The 17,687-nt window shown below is 58.2% G+C and carries 14 protein-coding genes; 8 read left to right on the top strand and 6 right to left on the bottom strand.

From position 1 onward, the window contains the following. Positions 1-27 precede the first annotated feature (27 nt). Complete coding sequence (locus tag MTX78_RS22785) at positions 28-1,365, top strand: alkaline phosphatase family protein (RefSeq protein ID WP_243798632.1); 1,338 nt, start codon at positions 28-30, stop codon at positions 1,363-1,365. 153 nt (positions 1,366-1,518) lie between these two features. Here the strand turns inward: MTX78_RS22785 and MTX78_RS22780 are convergent, their stop codons facing one another. After that, the gene (locus tag MTX78_RS22780) at positions 1,519-2,370 is read right to left on the bottom strand and encodes a tetratricopeptide repeat protein (RefSeq protein ID WP_243798630.1); all 852 of its coding nucleotides are present in this window, start codon (positions 2,368-2,370) and stop codon (positions 1,519-1,521) included. 450 nt (positions 2,371-2,820) lie between these two features. On the opposite strand from MTX78_RS22780, the gene MTX78_RS22775 reads away from it, so the two are divergent. From MTX78_RS22775 to MTX78_RS22755, 5 genes are all read left to right on the top strand, one after another. Further along, positions 2,821-3,651 (top strand): prephenate dehydratase, encoded by an 831-nt coding sequence (locus MTX78_RS22775; RefSeq protein ID WP_243798629.1) that lies wholly within the window; start codon positions 2,821-2,823, stop codon positions 3,649-3,651. 134 nt (positions 3,652-3,785) lie between these two features. Continuing rightward, positions 3,786-4,958, top strand: coding sequence for a pyridoxal phosphate-dependent aminotransferase (locus MTX78_RS22770; protein ID WP_243798627.1), 1,173 nt, complete (start codon positions 3,786-3,788; stop codon positions 4,956-4,958). A 38-nt stretch (positions 4,959-4,996) separates the two neighbouring features. After that, entirely contained in the window at positions 4,997-5,878 is an 882-nt protein-coding gene (locus MTX78_RS22765) for a prephenate dehydrogenase (RefSeq protein WP_243798625.1), read from the top strand. Positions 5,879-5,948: 70 nt separating this feature from the next. Next, entirely contained in the window at positions 5,949-7,028 is a 1,080-nt protein-coding gene (locus tag MTX78_RS22760) for a chorismate mutase (protein ID WP_243798623.1), read from the top strand. Between the two features lie 93 nt (positions 7,029-7,121). Continuing rightward, on the top strand, positions 7,122-8,495 hold the full coding sequence (locus MTX78_RS22755; RefSeq protein ID WP_243798621.1) for a lysophospholipid acyltransferase family protein: 1,374 nt from the start codon (positions 7,122-7,124) through the stop codon (positions 8,493-8,495). A gap of 34 nt (positions 8,496-8,529) precedes the next feature. On the opposite strand, the gene MTX78_RS22750 is transcribed toward MTX78_RS22755, so the two are convergent. The 4 genes from MTX78_RS22750 to MTX78_RS22735 form a co-directional block, all read right to left on the bottom strand. Next, entirely contained in the window at positions 8,530-9,159 is a 630-nt protein-coding gene (locus MTX78_RS22750) for a hypothetical protein (RefSeq protein WP_243798619.1), read from the bottom strand. Next, complete coding sequence (locus MTX78_RS22745; RefSeq protein ID WP_243798617.1) at positions 9,159-9,998, bottom strand: metallophosphoesterase family protein; 840 nt, start codon at positions 9,996-9,998, stop codon at positions 9,159-9,161. The genes MTX78_RS22750 and MTX78_RS22745 overlap by 1 nt, the downstream gene beginning before the upstream one ends. Positions 9,999-10,337: 339 nt before the next feature. Further along, complete coding sequence (locus MTX78_RS22740; protein ID WP_243798615.1) at positions 10,338-11,993, bottom strand: FAD-dependent oxidoreductase; 1,656 nt, start codon at positions 11,991-11,993, stop codon at positions 10,338-10,340. Between the two features lie 268 nt (positions 11,994-12,261). Beyond that, a complete protein-coding gene (locus tag MTX78_RS22735) occupies positions 12,262-13,662 on the bottom strand; it encodes a sensor histidine kinase (RefSeq protein ID WP_243798613.1) in 1,401 nt (466 codons plus the stop codon). A 447-nt stretch (positions 13,663-14,109) separates the two neighbouring features. Here MTX78_RS22735 and radA point away from each other — a divergent pair, with 447 nt between their 5' ends. Further along, positions 14,110-15,495 (top strand): DNA repair protein RadA, encoded by a 1,386-nt coding sequence (gene radA / locus MTX78_RS22730; protein ID WP_243798611.1) that lies wholly within the window; start codon positions 14,110-14,112, stop codon positions 15,493-15,495. 192 nt (positions 15,496-15,687) lie between these two features. Next, on the top strand, positions 15,688-17,160 hold the full coding sequence (locus tag MTX78_RS22725) for a TlpA family protein disulfide reductase (protein ID WP_243798609.1): 1,473 nt from the start codon (positions 15,688-15,690) through the stop codon (positions 17,158-17,160). A 142-nt stretch (positions 17,161-17,302) separates the two neighbouring features. Here MTX78_RS22725 and MTX78_RS22720 read toward each other — a convergent pair whose 3' ends face one another. Beyond that, positions 17,303-17,665 carry a hypothetical protein gene (locus MTX78_RS22720; RefSeq protein WP_243798607.1) on the bottom strand — a complete coding sequence of 121 codons (363 nt, stop codon included), beginning with the start codon at positions 17,663-17,665 and terminating at the stop codon, positions 17,303-17,305. Positions 17,666-17,687: the final 22 nt, after the last annotated feature.

Genomic DNA, 17,687 nt, shown 5'->3' with positions numbered 1-17,687 from the left:
GTCTTTGTCCCGTTTTCTTCTCTTGATATGAAGTCGTTTATTGCCACCCTAGGCCTAAGTTTCGGCCTGGCACTCACCTCGTTCGGCCAAGCTGCCAAGCACGTAGTTCTTATTAGCATTGACGGGTTCCGGCCTGATTTCTACCGGGAAGCGAAGTGGCCGACGCCCAACTTGCAGCGCATGGCCGCGCAAGGCACCTCCGCCGACGGCGTGCGGGGTGTGTTCCCGAGCGTGACGTATCCGTCGCATACCACGCTCATTACGGGTGTGGCCCCGGCCCAGCACGGTATCTATTACAATTCGCCGTTTGAACCAGATGGGGCTACCGGGCGCTGGTATTGGGAGGAAAATCTGATTAAGACCGAGACGCTGTGGGATGCCGTGCACAAAGCGGGCCTCAAGTCGGCTTCTGTGATGTGGCCCGTGTCGGTGGGCGCCCCCATCGACTACAACGTGCCCGAATACTGGTCGCTCGACAAGAATATGGACCGGTTCACACCGGTGCGCGAGCAAACCGTGCCCAAGGGTTTGATGGAGGAAATCGAAACCAATGCCACCGGCAAGCTGACGGCCCGCGACATGAGCAGCGACTACGTCAGCGGCGACGAAAACGGCAGCCGTATTGCCGCCTACCTAATGTCGACCTACAAGCCCGCGCTGCTCACGCTGCACGTATTCGGGGTAGACCACGCCGAGCACCAAGACGGCCGCGACGGGGAGCACGTGCGCCGGGCCCTAGCCACCGCCGATTGGGTGGTAGGCAACATCGTGGAAGCCCTCACCAAAGCTGGCATCGAGAAGGAAACGGCCGTGATAGTAACCGGTGACCATGGCTTCGTGGACATCACCACCACGCTAGCGCCCAACGTGTGGCTGGCGCAGAACGGCCTCTACGGTGCCAACAAAGGCGACTGGAAAGCGCAATTCCACACCTCCGGCGCCGCTGCGTTCCTGATGCTGAAAACCAAGAACGACAAAAAAACGCTAGAGCAAGTGCGCCGGCTGTTGGCCGCCGCGCCCGCTGAGCAGCGCAAGTTGTTCCGGGTAGTGGAGCGCGCCGAGCTAGACCAGATTGGCGCCGACCCGAACGTGGCGCTGGCGCTGGCTCCCGTACCAGGCGTTTCGATGAACGGCAGCCGCGAAGGCGAGGTGGTACGGCCCGGTAAAGGCGGCACCCACGGCTTCTTCCCCGATTTCGGGCAGATTCAAACGGGCTTCATTGGCTTTGGCCCCGGCTTCGCGGCCGGGCAGGTGGTGCCCCAAATGGCGCTGCAAGACGTAGCTCCCATCACGGCCCGGCTGCTCGGGCTGCCGTTTACGGGCGGCTCTCAAAGCCCCGTACCAGCCCAAGTGGTGAAGCGGTAGGCACCCCGACCACCGCGCAACTTCCCACCGCTAGCCACAAGGTCTACAAACAGCAAGGAGCCGCAACGTTGCGGCTCCTTGCTGTTTGTAGACCGTACGAAGCTAGCGGATGCAGCCTCGCTAGCCTTTCGCCATGGATGCTACACCCGTAGGTTACATTTTTTTCTTGGAACTGGTTTTCGAGTTGGCCGGGGTGGTAGTGGCGAGGCGGCGCTCGATGTCTTCAGCCAGATAGGTGGCGTCTCCCTTCATCTGCGGATCGTCGGTGAAGAGGGTGGCCGCAGTGAGAGCCGCTTCTTTGGCATTCTCCAACTGCTTCAGCTCGTTGTAGCTGTAGGCGAGGTTGAAGTACGCTAGGGCGTAGCTGGGCCGCAGTTGAACAGCGCGTTTGAAGTGCGGGACGCTTTCAGCAAACCGGCCCTGGCTCATACGCACGTACCCGAGGGCGTAGTAAGAGCTAACGTCGCCGTAGCCGTGGGCGTGTGCCAGGCTGTAATTGCGGACAATCAACGACATAAGCGTGTTCGGCGACTTCTCCGCCTCGGCACATTCGCACTGTAGCACTTGGTAGTAATAGTCGCCTAGGGCTCGGCTGATTTTGTAGTTGGTGGGGTACTGCTTTTTCAAGCTCAGCAGAATGCGCTCCACTGGGAAGGGATACGGAATAGCTGCCCGGGGGTAGCGGGCCCGCAACGAGTCGAGCCGTTCGAGGGGCTCTAGGTCGCGGAACCCAAATCCTTCGTATTCGCGGCTACGCAGGTTGTAGTTGAGCGCCAGCTCGGTTTGCTTGAGCACGATGGCCGGGCGGCGGTGTTTGGGGTCGAAGCGGTTGAGCAGCTTGAAGGCCGACTCGTACTTCCGGTCGAGGATCAGCTGCGACGCTTTTTCCAGGGTTTGGGTTTCCGTAGAGGCTTTGGAAGGCGTAGCGGCTGCTTTGGTTTGGGCCGCAGAAAGGTGTGCTGTGGTGGGCAGCAGCAGAAGCAAGAGGAGTAGTCGGTAGAGCATCGTAGGTGTATATACGGCGGTCGGGGCATTTGGTAGTTCAGATAATGAACGCAATAAAGAGTTGATTATTAGAAATTCTTTCCCCACCTTGCCAGCGTTAAGCTACCAGCACATGCACCAGAACCGTTACTTTTTTGGCTTTTATTACTTCTACGCCTCCGCGTAGTCGAGTAGCCGCCGTGTAGCTTTTTCAACCGAAAACTCCAGCGCCTCTCGACTTCGAGAGGCGCTTTTTTTACGTCTTTCCCGCATGCGCTCCTTCACTTCCTTTTTTAGCTTTTTTTATTACCTGTTCTTTTATCCAAAGAACCAGGCCCGTTTTTGCCGCTGCTGACCAACGCTCCGCACCACCGCAAACTCAGGGCCCCGCACACCGGAGCCCTTTTTCTTGCCCGCTCAGCAGTAGTAGCCTAGTCTTTACATCAGTATCCTCTTCTCTTTTCAGTACGAATGCCTTCTTCCGCCATTGCTATTCAGGGTTACGCGGGCAGCTTTCACGAGCTGGCAGCCCGCCACTACTTCGGTGCAGAAACTGCCATTGCCCCGTGCGCTACCTTCAGTGAAGTGGTGCGGCAGGTGACGAGTGGTGCCGCCGCCGCTGGGCTGATGGCCATCGAAAATTCCATTGCGGGTAGCATCCTACCTAATTACAGTTTGCTGCAACGCTCGGCGGTGCAAGTGACGGGTGAGGTCTACTTGCGCATCCGGCAGCACCTGCTGGCCCTGCCTGGCCAGGCCCTAGCCGATATCAGAGAAGTGCATTCACACCCCGTGGCCTTGTTGCAGTGCGCCGATTTCCTGGCGCTGCATCCGTGGCAGCTGGTTGAAACCGTCGATACAGCCCTCAGCGCCCGGCACTTGCGCGAAAGAAGCCAAACCGGTATTGCCGCCGTGGCCGGTGAAGCCGCCGCCCGCCTCTACGGCCTGGAAGTGCTGGCCCCCGACATTCACGCCGACCCCGAAAACTACACCCGCTTTTTGGTGCTGGAGCGCCAAGACCCCGAGCGGTCCACGAGTTCGGCCAACAAAGCCTCCCTATATTTCCACACCGACCACCAGCGCGGCAGCCTAGCCCGGGTCCTGACCTGTGTGGCTGGCCACGACTTCAACCTCTCCAAACTACAGTCGTGCCCCCGGCCGGGCCGCACCTGGCAGTACTACTTCCACGCCGATATCGAGTTCGAGGAAGCCAGCCAGCTGCCGGTGCTGCTGCAAGAACTTACCCTGCTCACCGACGACCTGCAAGTGCTGGGTGCCTATCAGAGAGGCGAATACTACTAGTGTGTAATGTCGAGTGTTGGTCGCTGAGTGTTGATTGCTAGGTCATTGAGTTGATTGTCAATTTTTGAACCTAGGGCAACAGTTTCCAACAACTAACAACCCAACCATCAGCAACCAATCAGTCCCAATCTGCCATGCACGTTTCAACCGCTCAGCGCCTAGCCAACACCGGTGAATACTACTTCTCGCAGAAGCTGCGCGAAATTGCGGCCCTCAACCAAGCCGGCGCCGACATCATCAACCTGGGTATTGGGAGCCCCGATTTGCCGCCGCACCCGAGCGTAACGGCAGCCCTTACTGCTTCGGCTGCCCTGCCTACCACGCACGGCTATCAAAGCTACCAGGGCATTCCGGCGTTGCGAGCAGCCGTGGCCGAGTGGTATAGCCGGGCCTACGGCGTGACCCTAGACCCCGCCACCGAGGTGTTGCCGCTGCTGGGTTCCAAGGAAGGCCTCATGCACATCGGGATGACATTCTTGGAAGCCGGTGACGTGGTGTTGATTCCGAATCCGGGTTACCCCACCTACCGGGCCGTAGCAGAAATCTGCGGCGCCACCATCCGCGAGTACGACCTGACCGAAGCGGCCGGCTGGCTCCCCGACCTCGACGCCCTGGCCGCTTCGGACTTGACCAAGGTGAAGATGATGCTGGTCAACTACCCTCACATGCCCACCGGCACCCGCGCCGATGCTGCCTTCCTGGCGCGCCTGGTGGCCTTTGCCCAGCAGCATAGCATTATGCTGATCCACGACAACCCGTACAGCTTCATTCTCAACGACAATCCCATGAGTTTGCTGGCGGTGCCCGGCGCACGGGAAGTGGCCTTGGAACTGAATTCGCTCAGCAAGTCGCACAACATGGCCGGGTGGCGCGTGGGCTTGCTGGCCGGCCGCGCCGACTGGCTGCGGGAGGTCCTGCGCTTCAAGAGCAACATGGATTCGGGTATGTTTCTGCCGGTGCAGCAGGCGGCCGTGGCGGCACTGGGGCTAGGCGCAGAATGGTTTGCGGAGCTGAACGCCGTGTATGGTGCCCGCCGTAAGGTGGTGTTCGAGTTGCTGCACCTGCTGGGCTGTGAGCCCGACCCTACCCAAACCGGCTTGTTTGTGTGGGCCGCCGTGCCGCCAGCCTACACCGATGGCTACGCCCTCAGCGACGAGCTATTGCAGGAAGCGCGCGTATTCATTACCCCGGGCGGCATCTTTGGCAGCAACGGCAACGGGTTCATTCGAGTGAGTTTGTGCCAGAGCGAAGCCGTGCTTCGCAAAGCCGTGGAGCGCATAGTGGCGGCGCGCAAAGTACACGTGTAGCACCCCACGGCCTCCCACACATCTAGTGTCTAAGAGGCATGACGACAGTAACCATCATCGGACTACAAGACATGACCACAGTAACCATCATTGGCATCGGGTTGATTGGCGGCTCGTTGGCGCTGAGCCTCCGACAGCAAGGCTTGGCTACCCGCTTCATTGGGGTGGAGGCCAGCACAGAGCACGCGCACCGGGCATTGGAGCTAGGCTTGATCGACGAAATTGAAACCGACCTGGCCACGGCCGTGGCCGCCGCCGATTTAGTGGTAGTGGCCGTGCCTATGGATGCCATGCTCGGCGTGTTGCCTCAGGTGCTCGATGCCGCTACCAGCCGCCAGGTGGTGGTGGACGTTGGCTCTACCAAGGAGAAGCTACTGGCCGCCGTAGCCGACCATCCGCACCGCGGGCGGTTCGTAGCCATTCACCCCATGGCAGGTACCGAATACTCGGGGCCCGAAGCCGCGGTGCAGCAGTTGTTTGCCGGCAAAACCTTGGTGGTCTGTGATGCGCAGCGCAGCGACCCGGATGCTGTGCAAACCGTGGAAACTCTGTTTCGGGCGTTGCCCATGCGCCTGCTCTACCTCGACGCCGCCGACCACGACCTGCACGCGGCCTACGTGTCGCACATCTCGCACATTACCTCGTTTGCGCTGGCTCTCACGGTGTTAAACAAAGAGAAAGAAGAGCAGCGTATCTTTGATTTGGCTAGCGGCGGTTTTGAATCGACGGTGCGCTTGGCGAAAAGCTCTCCCGCTATGTGGGTGCCCATCTTCCGCCAGAACCGCACCAACGTGCTGGATGTGCTCGACGAGCACCTGCGGCAACTCCAAGAACTGCGCCGCCTGCTGGCCGAGGAAGACTACGAAGGGCTGCGGCACTCCATTGAACAAGCCAACCACATCCGCAAAATCATTTCATAAGCCATTCGAAGCACTGCCAAATGGTGGCTCGGCAGCATACATCCACTACATCACAAACGTACCTCATACCATGAACCAAACTGCTCCTACGCCGAAAGCGGCGCGCATCGACAAAAAGCAACTGCTGATATCCGGGCCGTGCAGCGCCGAAACAGAAGACCAACTGCTAACCTCCGCCATTGAACTAGCTGCCACGGGGCGGGTAGACATGCTGCGGGCCGGCATCTGGAAGCCGCGGACTAAGCCGGGCATGTTCGAGGGCATCGGTACGAAAGGGCTGCCGTGGCTGCGCAAAGCCAAAGAGGTAACGGGCCTGCCCGTAGCCGTGGAAGTAGCTACGGCCAAGCACGTAGAGGATTGTTTGGCGTTCGAAGTGGATGTGTTGTGGGTGGGTGCCCGCACCACCGGCAACCCGTTCTCGGTGCAGGAAATAGCCAACGCGCTGCGGGGCGTAGATATTCCAGTGCTCGTGAAAAACCCGATTCACCCGGAGCTGGAGCTGTGGGTGGGTGCCGTGGAGCGCTTGGCGAAGGCTGGCCTTAAAGACCTGGGCTTGATTCACCGCGGCTTCGCCAGCTACGGCAACACCGACTTCCGCAACGCCCCCATGTGGCACTTGCCCATCGAGATGAAGCGCCGGATGCCGGAACTGCCCATCATCTGCGACCCTAGCCATATCTGCGGCCGTCGCGACACCCTGGCCGCCGTAGCTCAGCAGTCCATTGACCTGGATTTCGACGGCCTGATGCTGGAGTCGCACCCCGACCCAGACAATGCCTGGAGCGACGCCAAGCAGCAGGTAACCGCCGCCGCCCTCAAGGATATGCTGGAGCACTTGGTATGGCGCCATGAGCCCAACAACCAGCGCGAATTCCAGACCGCGCTAGCCGGCCTGCGCGAGCAAATCAACCAGCTCGACACCGAAATCATGCAGCTGCTCGGCCGCCGCATGGGCGTAGCCCAGCAAATCGGACAATACAAGAAAGACAACGACATCACCATCCTGCAAACCAACCGCTACAGCGAGATTCTGGACCGCAGCCTGCGCCAAGCCGAGAAGGTGGGTATCTCGCCGGAGTTCGTGCACAGCTACCTCGAAGCGGTGCATTTAGAGTCCATCAACCGCCAGAACAAGGTGATGAACTCGTAGCATACGGTGTAGCTCGGCGAGGCCTCCCGAAAAGCATAGACAGCAGGCACGGCAAACTTGGTCGTTATCCGAGTTCCGCCGTACTTGCTGTCTATGCTCTTCTATACTGTCATGAAGCCGTTGGTGCAGGTGGCGCTGCGCGTATTCTTTCGCCGCCTGGAAATCCGGCACCGCGACCGGCTGCAAACCCCAGGGCCGTTGCTCATGGTCAGCAACCACCCCAACACCCTGATGGACCCGCTAGTAGTGGCCGCCAACCGGCGCGAATCCATTGCGTTTCTGGCAAAGAGCACGTTTTTCAAGAACCCGATTTCGCGCGCTATTCTCACTTCCGGCAATTCCATTCCCATCTACCGCCGCCAGGATGTGGAAACCGATGGAGCTCCCGTCACGAACGAGCAGATGGCCGCCCAGAACGAGGCCACGTTTGGCAAGTGCTATGACTACCTAGGCAAGGGTGGCACGGTCATGATTTTTCCGGAAGGCACCAGCGTGAGTGAGCGGCGCCTGCGGCCCCTTAAAACCGGGGCGGCCCGCATTGCGCTGGGGGCCGAGGCCCGGCACGATTTCAAGCTGGGCTTGCGCTTGTTGCCGGTGGGTATCAACTACTTCGACCCGCAGCATTTCCGCTCCGACGTGCTCATCAACGTAGCGCCGCCCATCCGGGTGGCCGACTACGCCGAGGCATACTACCGGGACCCCCTAGCCGCCGCCGACCAGCTCACCGAAGACTTCCGCCGCCACTTAGAGCAGCGCCTCGTTATCACGCGCGACGCGGCCGAAGACGAGCTGGTGCAGCAATTGGAGCGCACTTTCACCGGTCATCTCATTGAAGATGACCCCCGTACCCTCTACGATAACTTCCAGCTTAGCCGCACCTTGCTGCAAGCCGTAGCTTATTTCGACCAGCACGACCCTGGCCGCCTGACCGAGGCACGGGCACACTTAAGCGCCTACTTAGCAGAACTTCAGCGCCTGGGCCTCACCGACGACGCCTTGGAGTCGGAGCGGGTGGGGCGTACGCGGGGGGAGCGGGCGTTGCGGGCCGTGGTGAAGCTGGCGCTGGGCTTGCCGGTGTATCTGTACGGCGCTGTGAACAACTACCTGCCGTACAAGCTGCCGTCGGTGGTAGCCAAGCGCGCGACCAAAGAGGTGGAGTTTGTGGCGCCCATCATGATGGTGGTGGGCATGCTGACTTTTAGCATCGGCTATGTCTTGCAGATTGCGCTGGTCCACCACTTCACTGAAGATTGGCGCTGGACCACCCTCTACGCCCTGAGTTTGCCCCTAACGGGTTTCTACGCTTTGTCGTATTGGAATCAGCTAGCGAGCCGGGTGCGCCGGGTACGGGCCCTGCGCTTGTTTCGCCAACAACGCCCCCTCATGGAAAACCTGCTTCGGCAACGGGCCACCGTGCTGCGGCTGCTGGCCGAGGCCCGAGAGAAATATTTAGCCCGTCAGGAATAGCCACGTAGCCCATTTAGTAAGGCCGTGCCTGTCTTCAGAAATCCAGCTTCACGCCCAAACCCAGCGTGAGAATATCAATCGGGCTTAAAGCCTTGCGGTTAGCGTTGCTGAAGTACGTCACCAGGTACAAGTCGTTGGAACCTAGCTCGTAGTAAGCGGAAACGCGCTTCTGCCGCTCAGGGTGCGCCACCGATTTGTAGCCGTAGGTGAGGCGGCTGCCCAGCAACGGACCCAGCCGAGTGTTTCGCGAAAACCAATAATACCCATCGTAATACTGGTTGGGCTCCCCATCGTTGATGACGCCCCGCGTATGCGTCACGTAGACCCCGAACGTGAGAGGCCGCAGTTGCAGCTTGTCATTCAGGCGTACCGAATAAGGCGTGTACAATACCTTGAACGTGCCTACGCCGAGGGTCGAGCCGGCGTGTTTTTCTGGCACGTAGCCCACCAACACATCCGCTTCCAGCCGGTCGTGCAACAGGGTATAGCCCACACCGCCGGCCACCATGCCCATGCCACCGGCGGTTTGCAGCACCAAGTGGGTGGGTCGGTACCACGGATGCGCCGCCGGAACTGCACTAGGTGCAGTAGCTGCAGTGGGAAGATTTTGGCCTAGCGCTGGTACCACGGCGCCTATGCATGCGAGTGTAAGGAGTAGGCGCATCAGAACGTCACGGTTTTGAGGCGAAACTTAGGCTGGTCGTTGGCGTCGTTCCAGACAGTCAGAATTACATATTGGTCGCGCTCGAAAGCATGCGAATTGATGTACGTCACGCCATCGTTGAAGGGCTGGCCGATGCTGTAGGAATGCCGGTGCCCGTTCAGCTCGAAGACCATTTTGGGGGCCGTAGCCAGCGCCCGAGTGTAGGCTGGTGTCAGTTGCTTATCGAAATCATCATCCTGAGGCGGTACGTGCGACATCACCACCTGCCGTTTGGCCCCTTGCAAGTTGCTCACTTGCTGTTGTAGCCAGGGCACGTCGGGTATGCGGCCGTTGAAGTTGTACTCGCGGCTATTGGTGTCGATGAACGTGAACTTGGTTTCGCCATACACAAACGAGTAGTTCAACGGCCCGAATACGTGCTGGTATGCTTCCCGCCCATTGCCCACCTGGTCGTGGTTGCCGATGACGGTGAGGTACGGAACCTTAAGCTTGTTGAGGCGCTCGGCCACCAGCCGCATTTCGCGAGCCATCCCGAAGTCCGAAATGTCGCCGGCTACGACTAGTAGCGAAATACCGGGCTGCTGGTTCACGCTTGCCACCAGCCGCTCATTGTACTCATAGAAGCGCTGCGAGTCGCCGGTGAACACAAACCGGAGCGTGTCGCCGGGCGGCAGCGGATTGGCAGCCAGGCGGGCGAGGTTTTTGGCCGTAAGGTCGGTTTGGTCGCCGGAGCCGTTGTGGGCATTTGGGTTGAACTCCAATAGCTCGCAACTGCTTAGGAGCGCCAGCATGGCCGCGCCGCCTATCCAGCGCCGGCCCAACAAAGTAGAAAAGGACATAGCAATAAGGTCAATAGCCCGCAAGCGCCGTCGTTTGGCGCCGTTGGTAACAGATACATACCTGCTCAGTACCCCTAGTGTTTGCGAGTCACGGCTTCCGAGCCCAAGACAGCCTGCGTTTCCAAGACGGCGTTTCCGGCGGAACAGGTTTTGCGCGCAGTGTAGCCCTCCTTATGCAGCCTGAAAGCAAGCGTACTTTTTTTGCGTTTCCAAGTGAAGCAGGTCAGTGAAAACGCCACCTAGAAGGCAAGTCCAACTGCCGCTAGCAGCCGGATAGGTGGCTCAACAGGCTGCACCTGGCTAGCGGCGCAGTCTGTTGCAGCCACTTATCTGGTCGGTTTATTCGTCTAGATATTGATGGACAAACTTGATAGCCATAGAGCCCTCCCCAACGGCGGAGGCCACCCGCGCCATAGCGCCCGAGCGGCTGTCGCCGGCGGAGAAGACGCCGGGCACGCAGGTTTCAAGTAGGTACGGCTCCCGGTTGTGCTTCCAGGATGCTGCGTAGCGTGGGTCCGTTACTAGGTCGCGGCCGGTGAGCACGAAGCCTTTGTTGTCGCAGATGATGGTGTTGCATACCCACTCAGTGCTGGGTTTGGCCCCGATGAATACAAACAACGCCCGGGCCGGCCGCTTCTCGAACTGGCCGTTGGTTTTCAACACCACTTCTTCCAAGTGGTCTTTGCCACACACTTCTGCTATTTCCGTGAACGGCAGAATCTCGATGTTGGGCGTGTCGCCGATCTGCTCGATCAAGTAAGCCGACATAGAAGCCGCCAACGACTTGCCCCGAATAACGATGAACACCCGACGGGCATACGTGGCCAAGTACATAGCGGCCTGTCCCGCCGAGTTGCCGCCCCCCACGATGTACACATCCTGCTGGTCGCAGGAGCGGGCCTCGGTACGGGCGGCCCCGTAGTACACGCCCGCACCACTGAGCCGGTCCATGCCCGGGACGTCGAGGGTGCGGTAGCTGACCCCGGTGGTTAGCACCACTGCCCGGGTGCGCACTTTGCTGCCGTCGGTGAGAGTCAAAACTTTGTAGCCGTCTTGCACGCAGAGGTCTACCACTTCTTGAGGCGCTAGAATTTCGGCGCCGAGGCGCACGGCCTGGGCCCAGGCGCGGTGCGCCAGCTCGGCGCCGCTGAGGCCCGTTGGAAAGCCCAGGTAGTTTTCGATGCGGGAGCTGGTTCCGGCTTGGCCTCCAAAGGTTTGGCGCTCGATGATGAGGGTTCGGAGGCCTTCCGAAGCGCCGTACACGGCCGCTGCTAGTCCCGAAGGACCAGCCCCAATCACTACCACATCATAGAGCTCTTGCTTGGCCGTGATAGTGAGACCCATGTGCTGCGCCAGGTCGGTTTTGGCGGGGCGGGTCATGGCAACTCCGTCTTCGTAAATCACCACCGGCAAATCAGCCGCCGTCAGGCCCTTGGCCGCCAGTAGTTCTTGCGCCTCCACGCTGGTTTCAAAATCCAACCACTGAAACCCCACCATGTAGCCACTCAGGAAGTCCTTGAGTTCGTGTGAGAGCGGCGACCATTGAAAGCCGATCAGCCGCAAGCCAGTGAATTTAGGTGAATACTCGCTCTGCCACGCAGCCAGCAAATCGTGGAGAGTAGGATAGAGCAGCTGCTGGGGTGGGTCCCAGGGCTTCATCAGGTAGTGGTCGAGGCGGGCATTGTTGATGGCTCGGATGGCCGCCTCGGTGTCGGCATAGGCCGTGAGCAGTACACGCTTAGCATCCGGAAAAATAGCGCGCGACTCCGACAGTAGCTCTACGCCTTCCATGCCGGGCATCCGCTGGTCGGCCAGAATCAGGGCCAAGGGCTCTTCCCGGGCTCGTAGCTCCCGCAGCGTGTCCAGGGCTTCCTGGCCCGAACTGGCCCGCAGAATGCGGTAGTCGCGCCGGAATTCGCTGCGCAAATCCCGGTCCACCGCGTTCAACACCTGGGTATCATCATCGACGGCTAGAATAATAGGTTTTTTGGCCATGTGGCGGATTGACTACGTGATAAAGAAGCCCGTGGTGAAGGAGGAGCCCAATAGGCTGCTACGCCTCAACCAAGAGCCGTTGCGGTACTGTGTAGCGGGCCGGTTCGAGCGTTATTCACACGAACTGCGCCTAGTATCCCGTACAGACAGGAGGACTGTTGAACTGAAACTTTCAGCAAAGTAGCGGACGCAAGCTACTTCTTATAAAGAAAGTCAAGAATCATCTGACTATAAGATAACACTGCCTCTACTTCTATGCGTACTGCCTTCACTCAACGGTTCTCCCGGTAGGCAACCACGCGCAGAACACGGTATGGCCGGGCGCAGACTCTACTTCCAGCTTGCCGCCGTGGTTCTCGAGGGTGCGCAAGGCAATATCGAGGCCGAGTCCCGTGCCTTCGCCAGCAGCCTTCGTGGTAAAGAAAGGATCCAGGATGCGGGGTAGGATGTCGGGGGCAATGCCGGGCCCATTGTCGATTACGAACACCCGGATGAACTCTCCTTCGAGGCGGGTGCGCAACGTGATTTCGCCGCCCGGTGGCAGCGCATCAATGGCGTTATCGAGCAAATTGGTCCATACCTGATTGAGGTTGCTTACCAGCCCATTTACTAGCGGCAGAGTGGGAGCGTAGTCGCGCACCAAGCGGATGTTTTTCTCGCGCATCTGGAAGCTCATCATGTTGATGGTGCTTTCCAGGCCGGCGTGCACATCAAGCGGGGCAAAGCCGCCGGAGCGGTCCATGTGGGAGTAGGTTTTCACGTTGCCAACCAGCGTGCTAATGCGGCCTCCAGCTTCCTGTACGTCCTGAATCAGCCGTAGCATAGTGAGTTGGGTGGAAAGCCAGGTGAGAGCTGCTGGCCGAGCTAGCGCGGGCAAGGCCAGCGTGGCCGCTTCCAGCTGAGGAGGCGCCAGGCCGGCATCCAGCAGGCCCGTAGCCAGCGAATAGGCATCAGCTACGTCCTGCGTTTCCAGCCAGTCCACCAACTCGTCTTCGCGGTCGGCGCGGGCCAGGCCAGACAAGGGCGGCCCGGCAGGCGGAGCAGTGGCGGCCAGGGTGGTGAGGGCCGCAAGGGCCGCGGGCTCGGGGCAGTGGCAAAGCAAGTCGCCGAACTGCGTGGGCGCCTCGTGCAACCGGGTGGCCAGGGCTTCGGCGGCACGCACAATGGCCGCGGCCGGGTTATTAAGCTCGTGCGCCAACCCGGCCGAAAGCTTGCCCAGCGCCCGTAGCTTTTCGTCGCGGGCTTGGCCGCGGGCTTCGTTGCGGGCCCGGTCGCTCATCAAACCCACCAACCGCTGCACCAACTCGGGGCTTTCTCGCTCTAATTCAGGGAACAGGTCGCGGTGCAAGGTGAATACCACGGTGGGGCCCGTTGCCACACTGAGCCCCTTGATGGTGCGTAGGCGGGAGTAGGGTAGTACGCCACTGATCTGGCCTGCTTCCACCCGAAATATTGGTTCGCGGTTGCCGTTGTGCAAGGTGTAGAACTGAACCCCGCCTTCCAGCACCACCACCATTTGTTCGGCCGGGTCACCGGGTTGCTGAATGGTTTGGCCGGCCGCAAACTCGCGCCGTTCCCCATGCGCTATCAACCAGTCCAGCGTTTCGGTGGGCAAGTCGGCGAGGAGCGGCACGGAAGTGAAATCGGCAGTAGTTAGCGGAGTAGGCATGGCAGAAAGTAGGCATTTAATTGAATGAAAGGCCACTAGACGACGGTTGCCGCCGGAGCACGGCCATTGCGTTTGCGCGTCGGGCAGACAGTTTGCTTGGCGTGAAACGCGCATTGCAGAGTAAGTATAGCCTTCTATTGGATGACGCAACAGGAAAGCCTCTCCAGTGAAAAGCATTTTCCTGTGCGAAGACGTGAAGAAGCGTAAATTACTTTGTCCTTTTCATCTGCTTGCTGCCCGCACTTGCAAGCCCATCGGCCAACCGAGGCGGCTTAGGTCAACGGGCGTCGTACGTGAGAAAAATGCAAAGACGGGGTGCAATTTGGTAACGCATTCAATAGCAAGCAGGAAGGGAAATAACGCCATAATTTGCTGCCGTCAGGCAACTTTTTGGGGTCCCTCAACCTTACTATCTACTGGCTTACAACAGCCAGCTTTTTGTTCTCTATGGCCAAGCTCAAGACCTTATACTTCTGTCAAAACTGCGGTGCTCAATCAGCCAAATGGATTGGCCGCTGCCCTAGTTGCGGCGAATGGAACACCTACGTCGAGGAAGTTATTCAGAAAGACGAACCCACAGCGGCTACTGCCTGGAAAGCCAACACCAGTGTGGGGGGCACCAGCAAAGCAGCCCGGCCGCGCGTCATTTCCGAAATTCTGTTTGAAGAAGAGCCCCGTATGCTCACCCAGGATGGGGAACTGGACCGGGTGCTCGGCGGCGGGCTCGTACCGGGTTCTTTGGTGCTGATTGGGGGAGAGCCGGGTATCGGTAAAAGCACGCTCATGCTCCAGATTGCCATGACCCTGCGCCAGCTCAAGGTGTTGTATGTGTCGGGCGAGGAAAGCGAGCAGCAAATCAAGATGCGGGCTGAGCGGCTCGGCGAGCAACACCCCGGCTGCTACATCCTCACTGAAACCAACACCCAGAACATTTTCAAACAAATCGACCAGCTCCAACCCAATGTGGTTATCGTCGATTCCATCCAGACCTTGCACTCTGGGCTCGTGGAAAGCGGAGCGGGTTCGGTGAGCCAGGTGCGCGAATGCACGCAGGAGCTACTTAAGTACGCCAAGGAAACTGGGGTGCCGGTGCTGCTCATCGGCCACATCACCAAGGATGGCTCTATTGCTGGCCCTAAAATTCTGGAGCACATGGTGGATACAGTGCTGCAGTTTGAAGGCGACCGGCACCTAAGCTACCGTATTCTGCGCACCATCAAGAACCGCTTCGGTTCCACCTCCGAACTGGGCATCTATGAGATGCAGGGCACTGGTTTGCGGCAAGTCAGCAACCCGAGTGAAATCCTGCTCAGCCAACGCACCGAGAGCTTAAGTGGCATGGCCATTGGTGCCACTCTGGAAGGCAACCGGCCGCTGTTAGTGGAAGTGCAGGCCCTCGTAACGCCCGCCACCTATGGCACACCCCAGCGAAGCTCCACTGGCTTCGACGCCAAACGCTTGAACATGCTGCTGGCGGTGCTGGAAAAGCGTAGTGGCCTGCGCCTAGGACAGCACGATGTATTTCTAAACATTGCCGGTGGTTTGCGGCTTGATGATCCAGCACTCGACCTAGCGGTGTGCGCTGCAGTGGTAAGTAGCCTCAACGACTTACCTATCCGGAGCGAAATGTGCTTGGCTGCTGAAGTCGGGCTAAGTGGAGAAATCCGGGCTGTAAGCAGGCTAGATCAGCGGTTAAGTGAGGCAGAAAAGCTGGGATTTGCAGAAATGTATATTTCCCAATTTAATGCCCGAGGCCTCGATTTATCCCGCTACGGGATTCGAGTACAGCCAGCTAGCCGTTTGGATGAAGTATTAGAGGGTTTGTTTGCATAATACCAGCAAAAGCAGATCTTCACCCATACCAACGAAAAAAAGGATGATTTTGGATTGGACTTTCACAATCTAAATGCCTTATCTTCGGTTCAAGAATTGACTTTTACCGCGAAAGGCACCTAGATATTTGATTCGTTCTATACCATCTTCGAGGATTCATTTCCGAGTAATCAGCTTGAAACTTCTGCTCCGATGCCAAACGCTATTCGCTTTATAAAAGGGGGCCTTCTGGTAGCCGGCCTCACCGTCTTATCCTTCGGTACTCAGGCACAAGGTACCGTTACACTTACGGGTAAGGTAACAGGTCGTACCTCGGATACAGTAGCAGTATCGGTGCGCGAAAACCCGCTAGACCCCAAAGAGCAGATTACATACGCGCGTCTCAACGATAAAGGCGAGTTTCAGATGGCGCTCAAGCTGGATGGCCCAGCTCGTGCCGACCTCGTACACGGTGAAGACGTAACAGACCTCTTCTTGGAGCCCGGCGACGCCATGGATATCCGCTTCAAGGGCAGTGATATGGCCAGCAGTGTCCGCTTTAAAGGCAAGGGCTCAGAGGCTAACACGTACTTAACTGACGTAGACGAGCAGTTCATAGAAAACGATGGTTTTCAGGTGCTGCCCGAAAACATTATGCTCTATGAGCCTGGCTTCCTTTCCTTCCTGGACTATCGGCGCAAGCAAGAGAAGAAGTTTCTGACGCATGCTATTGAAGACAACCACTTCAGTGAAGCGTTCAAGCGGTATGCCCAAGCTGAAATTGATTACAGCTACGCCAACGACCGACTGACTTTCCAGGATTTGCGGGAGCAAGTGGTAGCCACTGAAAGCCGGTTGAAAGTATCGCCTACGTATTATGATTTCCTCAACGATAAGAACCTTATCAACAGCGAGGATGCCATCAAGAGCGAGGCATACCAGGAGTTTCTGCTGAACTATGTGCACCACGTAGCCACCACCAGCGGCAAGCTGCGCACCTACCCCGACTTCTACCAGGTTTGCTACGACATTGCCAAAACTCAGCTCAAAGGCGTGGTGCGGCCCGTCATCATGGGCCGTGTGTTGCAGGAGTCGTTCCGGTTCGGGCACGTAAAGCAGTCAGCGGCCATGCTAGCCGACTTCAAAACGATTGATACCAACAACCGGTATTTCCCTGTGCTTCAGCAGGACTTTGAAACGCATAAAGCTTTTGCTATCGGCTCGCCAGCACCAGACTTCAAGTTGGTTTCAGCTACCGGCGACACAGTGCGCCTACGTGACCTGCGGGGCAAATTGGTGTATCTGAACTTCTGGCGTACTACCAGCGGCCTTTGCTTGCGCGACGTGCCTTATGCCGCCGACTTAGCCCGCAAGTTTGAAGGCAAGAATATCGTGTTCATCAACATCGCGCTTGATGACAACGAAGGCGCCTGGAAACAGTTAGTAGTTGGCAAAAAGATGCCTGGCATACAGGTACACCAGAACGGTGGCACGCGTGCACCCATAGCTCGGGCCTATGCTTTAGAAGACGTGCCGGCGTACTTTCTATTGGCCGAAGACGGCACTTTCCTCAATACCAAGCCCAAGCGCCTAAGCAGCCGCGCTGCCGTTGACGAAATAAAAGAGTCATTTGGTAAGGCCAGCACTTACACCAGTCTAATGCCTTCGGAAGCCACGGCCAAGTAGCTAACGCTAGCCAATAAGAACACCAGTTCGATATAATCAAAGAGCGCCTCCTAATAGAATTGGGAGGCGCTCTTTGATTATCCATTGCCAGAGGCAGTTCAGCTACTTAGCAGCTTGGCAGCCGATTACAACCAACGCAGTCTTATGCAGTCCGAAAACCGGTTGCCTGCTTGATGTTGCGTTCGTTGCCAGAAGCTGGATCAGCGTAATGATGCTCTCCCACTTCAATGGATACCTTTTTACCTAGCAGTTGCTTGGTGTCAAGGTCCTTGCCTGCCTCGGGATGAATGCCAACCGCGGCATAAAGAGAAAGCAAAATTGGCATCGCAGTGGGAGAGGTATAGAAGCGCTGCGTGATAAAGCCGTCTTCGTTCTCCATGCGGGCGGCAAAAAACGGTACGTTCTGATGCTCGCTGGTGCCTTCCTGGATGTCTGTTATCTCAACCGTATGACGACCGTCAGGTAAGAAGCCTTTATCCTGACCTTCTTCAACTTGAATTTTCATGGTTCGTTAGCTATAGATGTAG

It is taken from the genome of Hymenobacter tibetensis (assembly GCF_022827545.1).
GTDB lineage: Bacteria > Bacteroidota > Bacteroidia > Cytophagales > Hymenobacteraceae > Hymenobacter > Hymenobacter tibetensis.
Note: the sequence above shows the minus strand (reverse complement) of the source record. Positions and strands in the feature narration are given on the sequence as shown.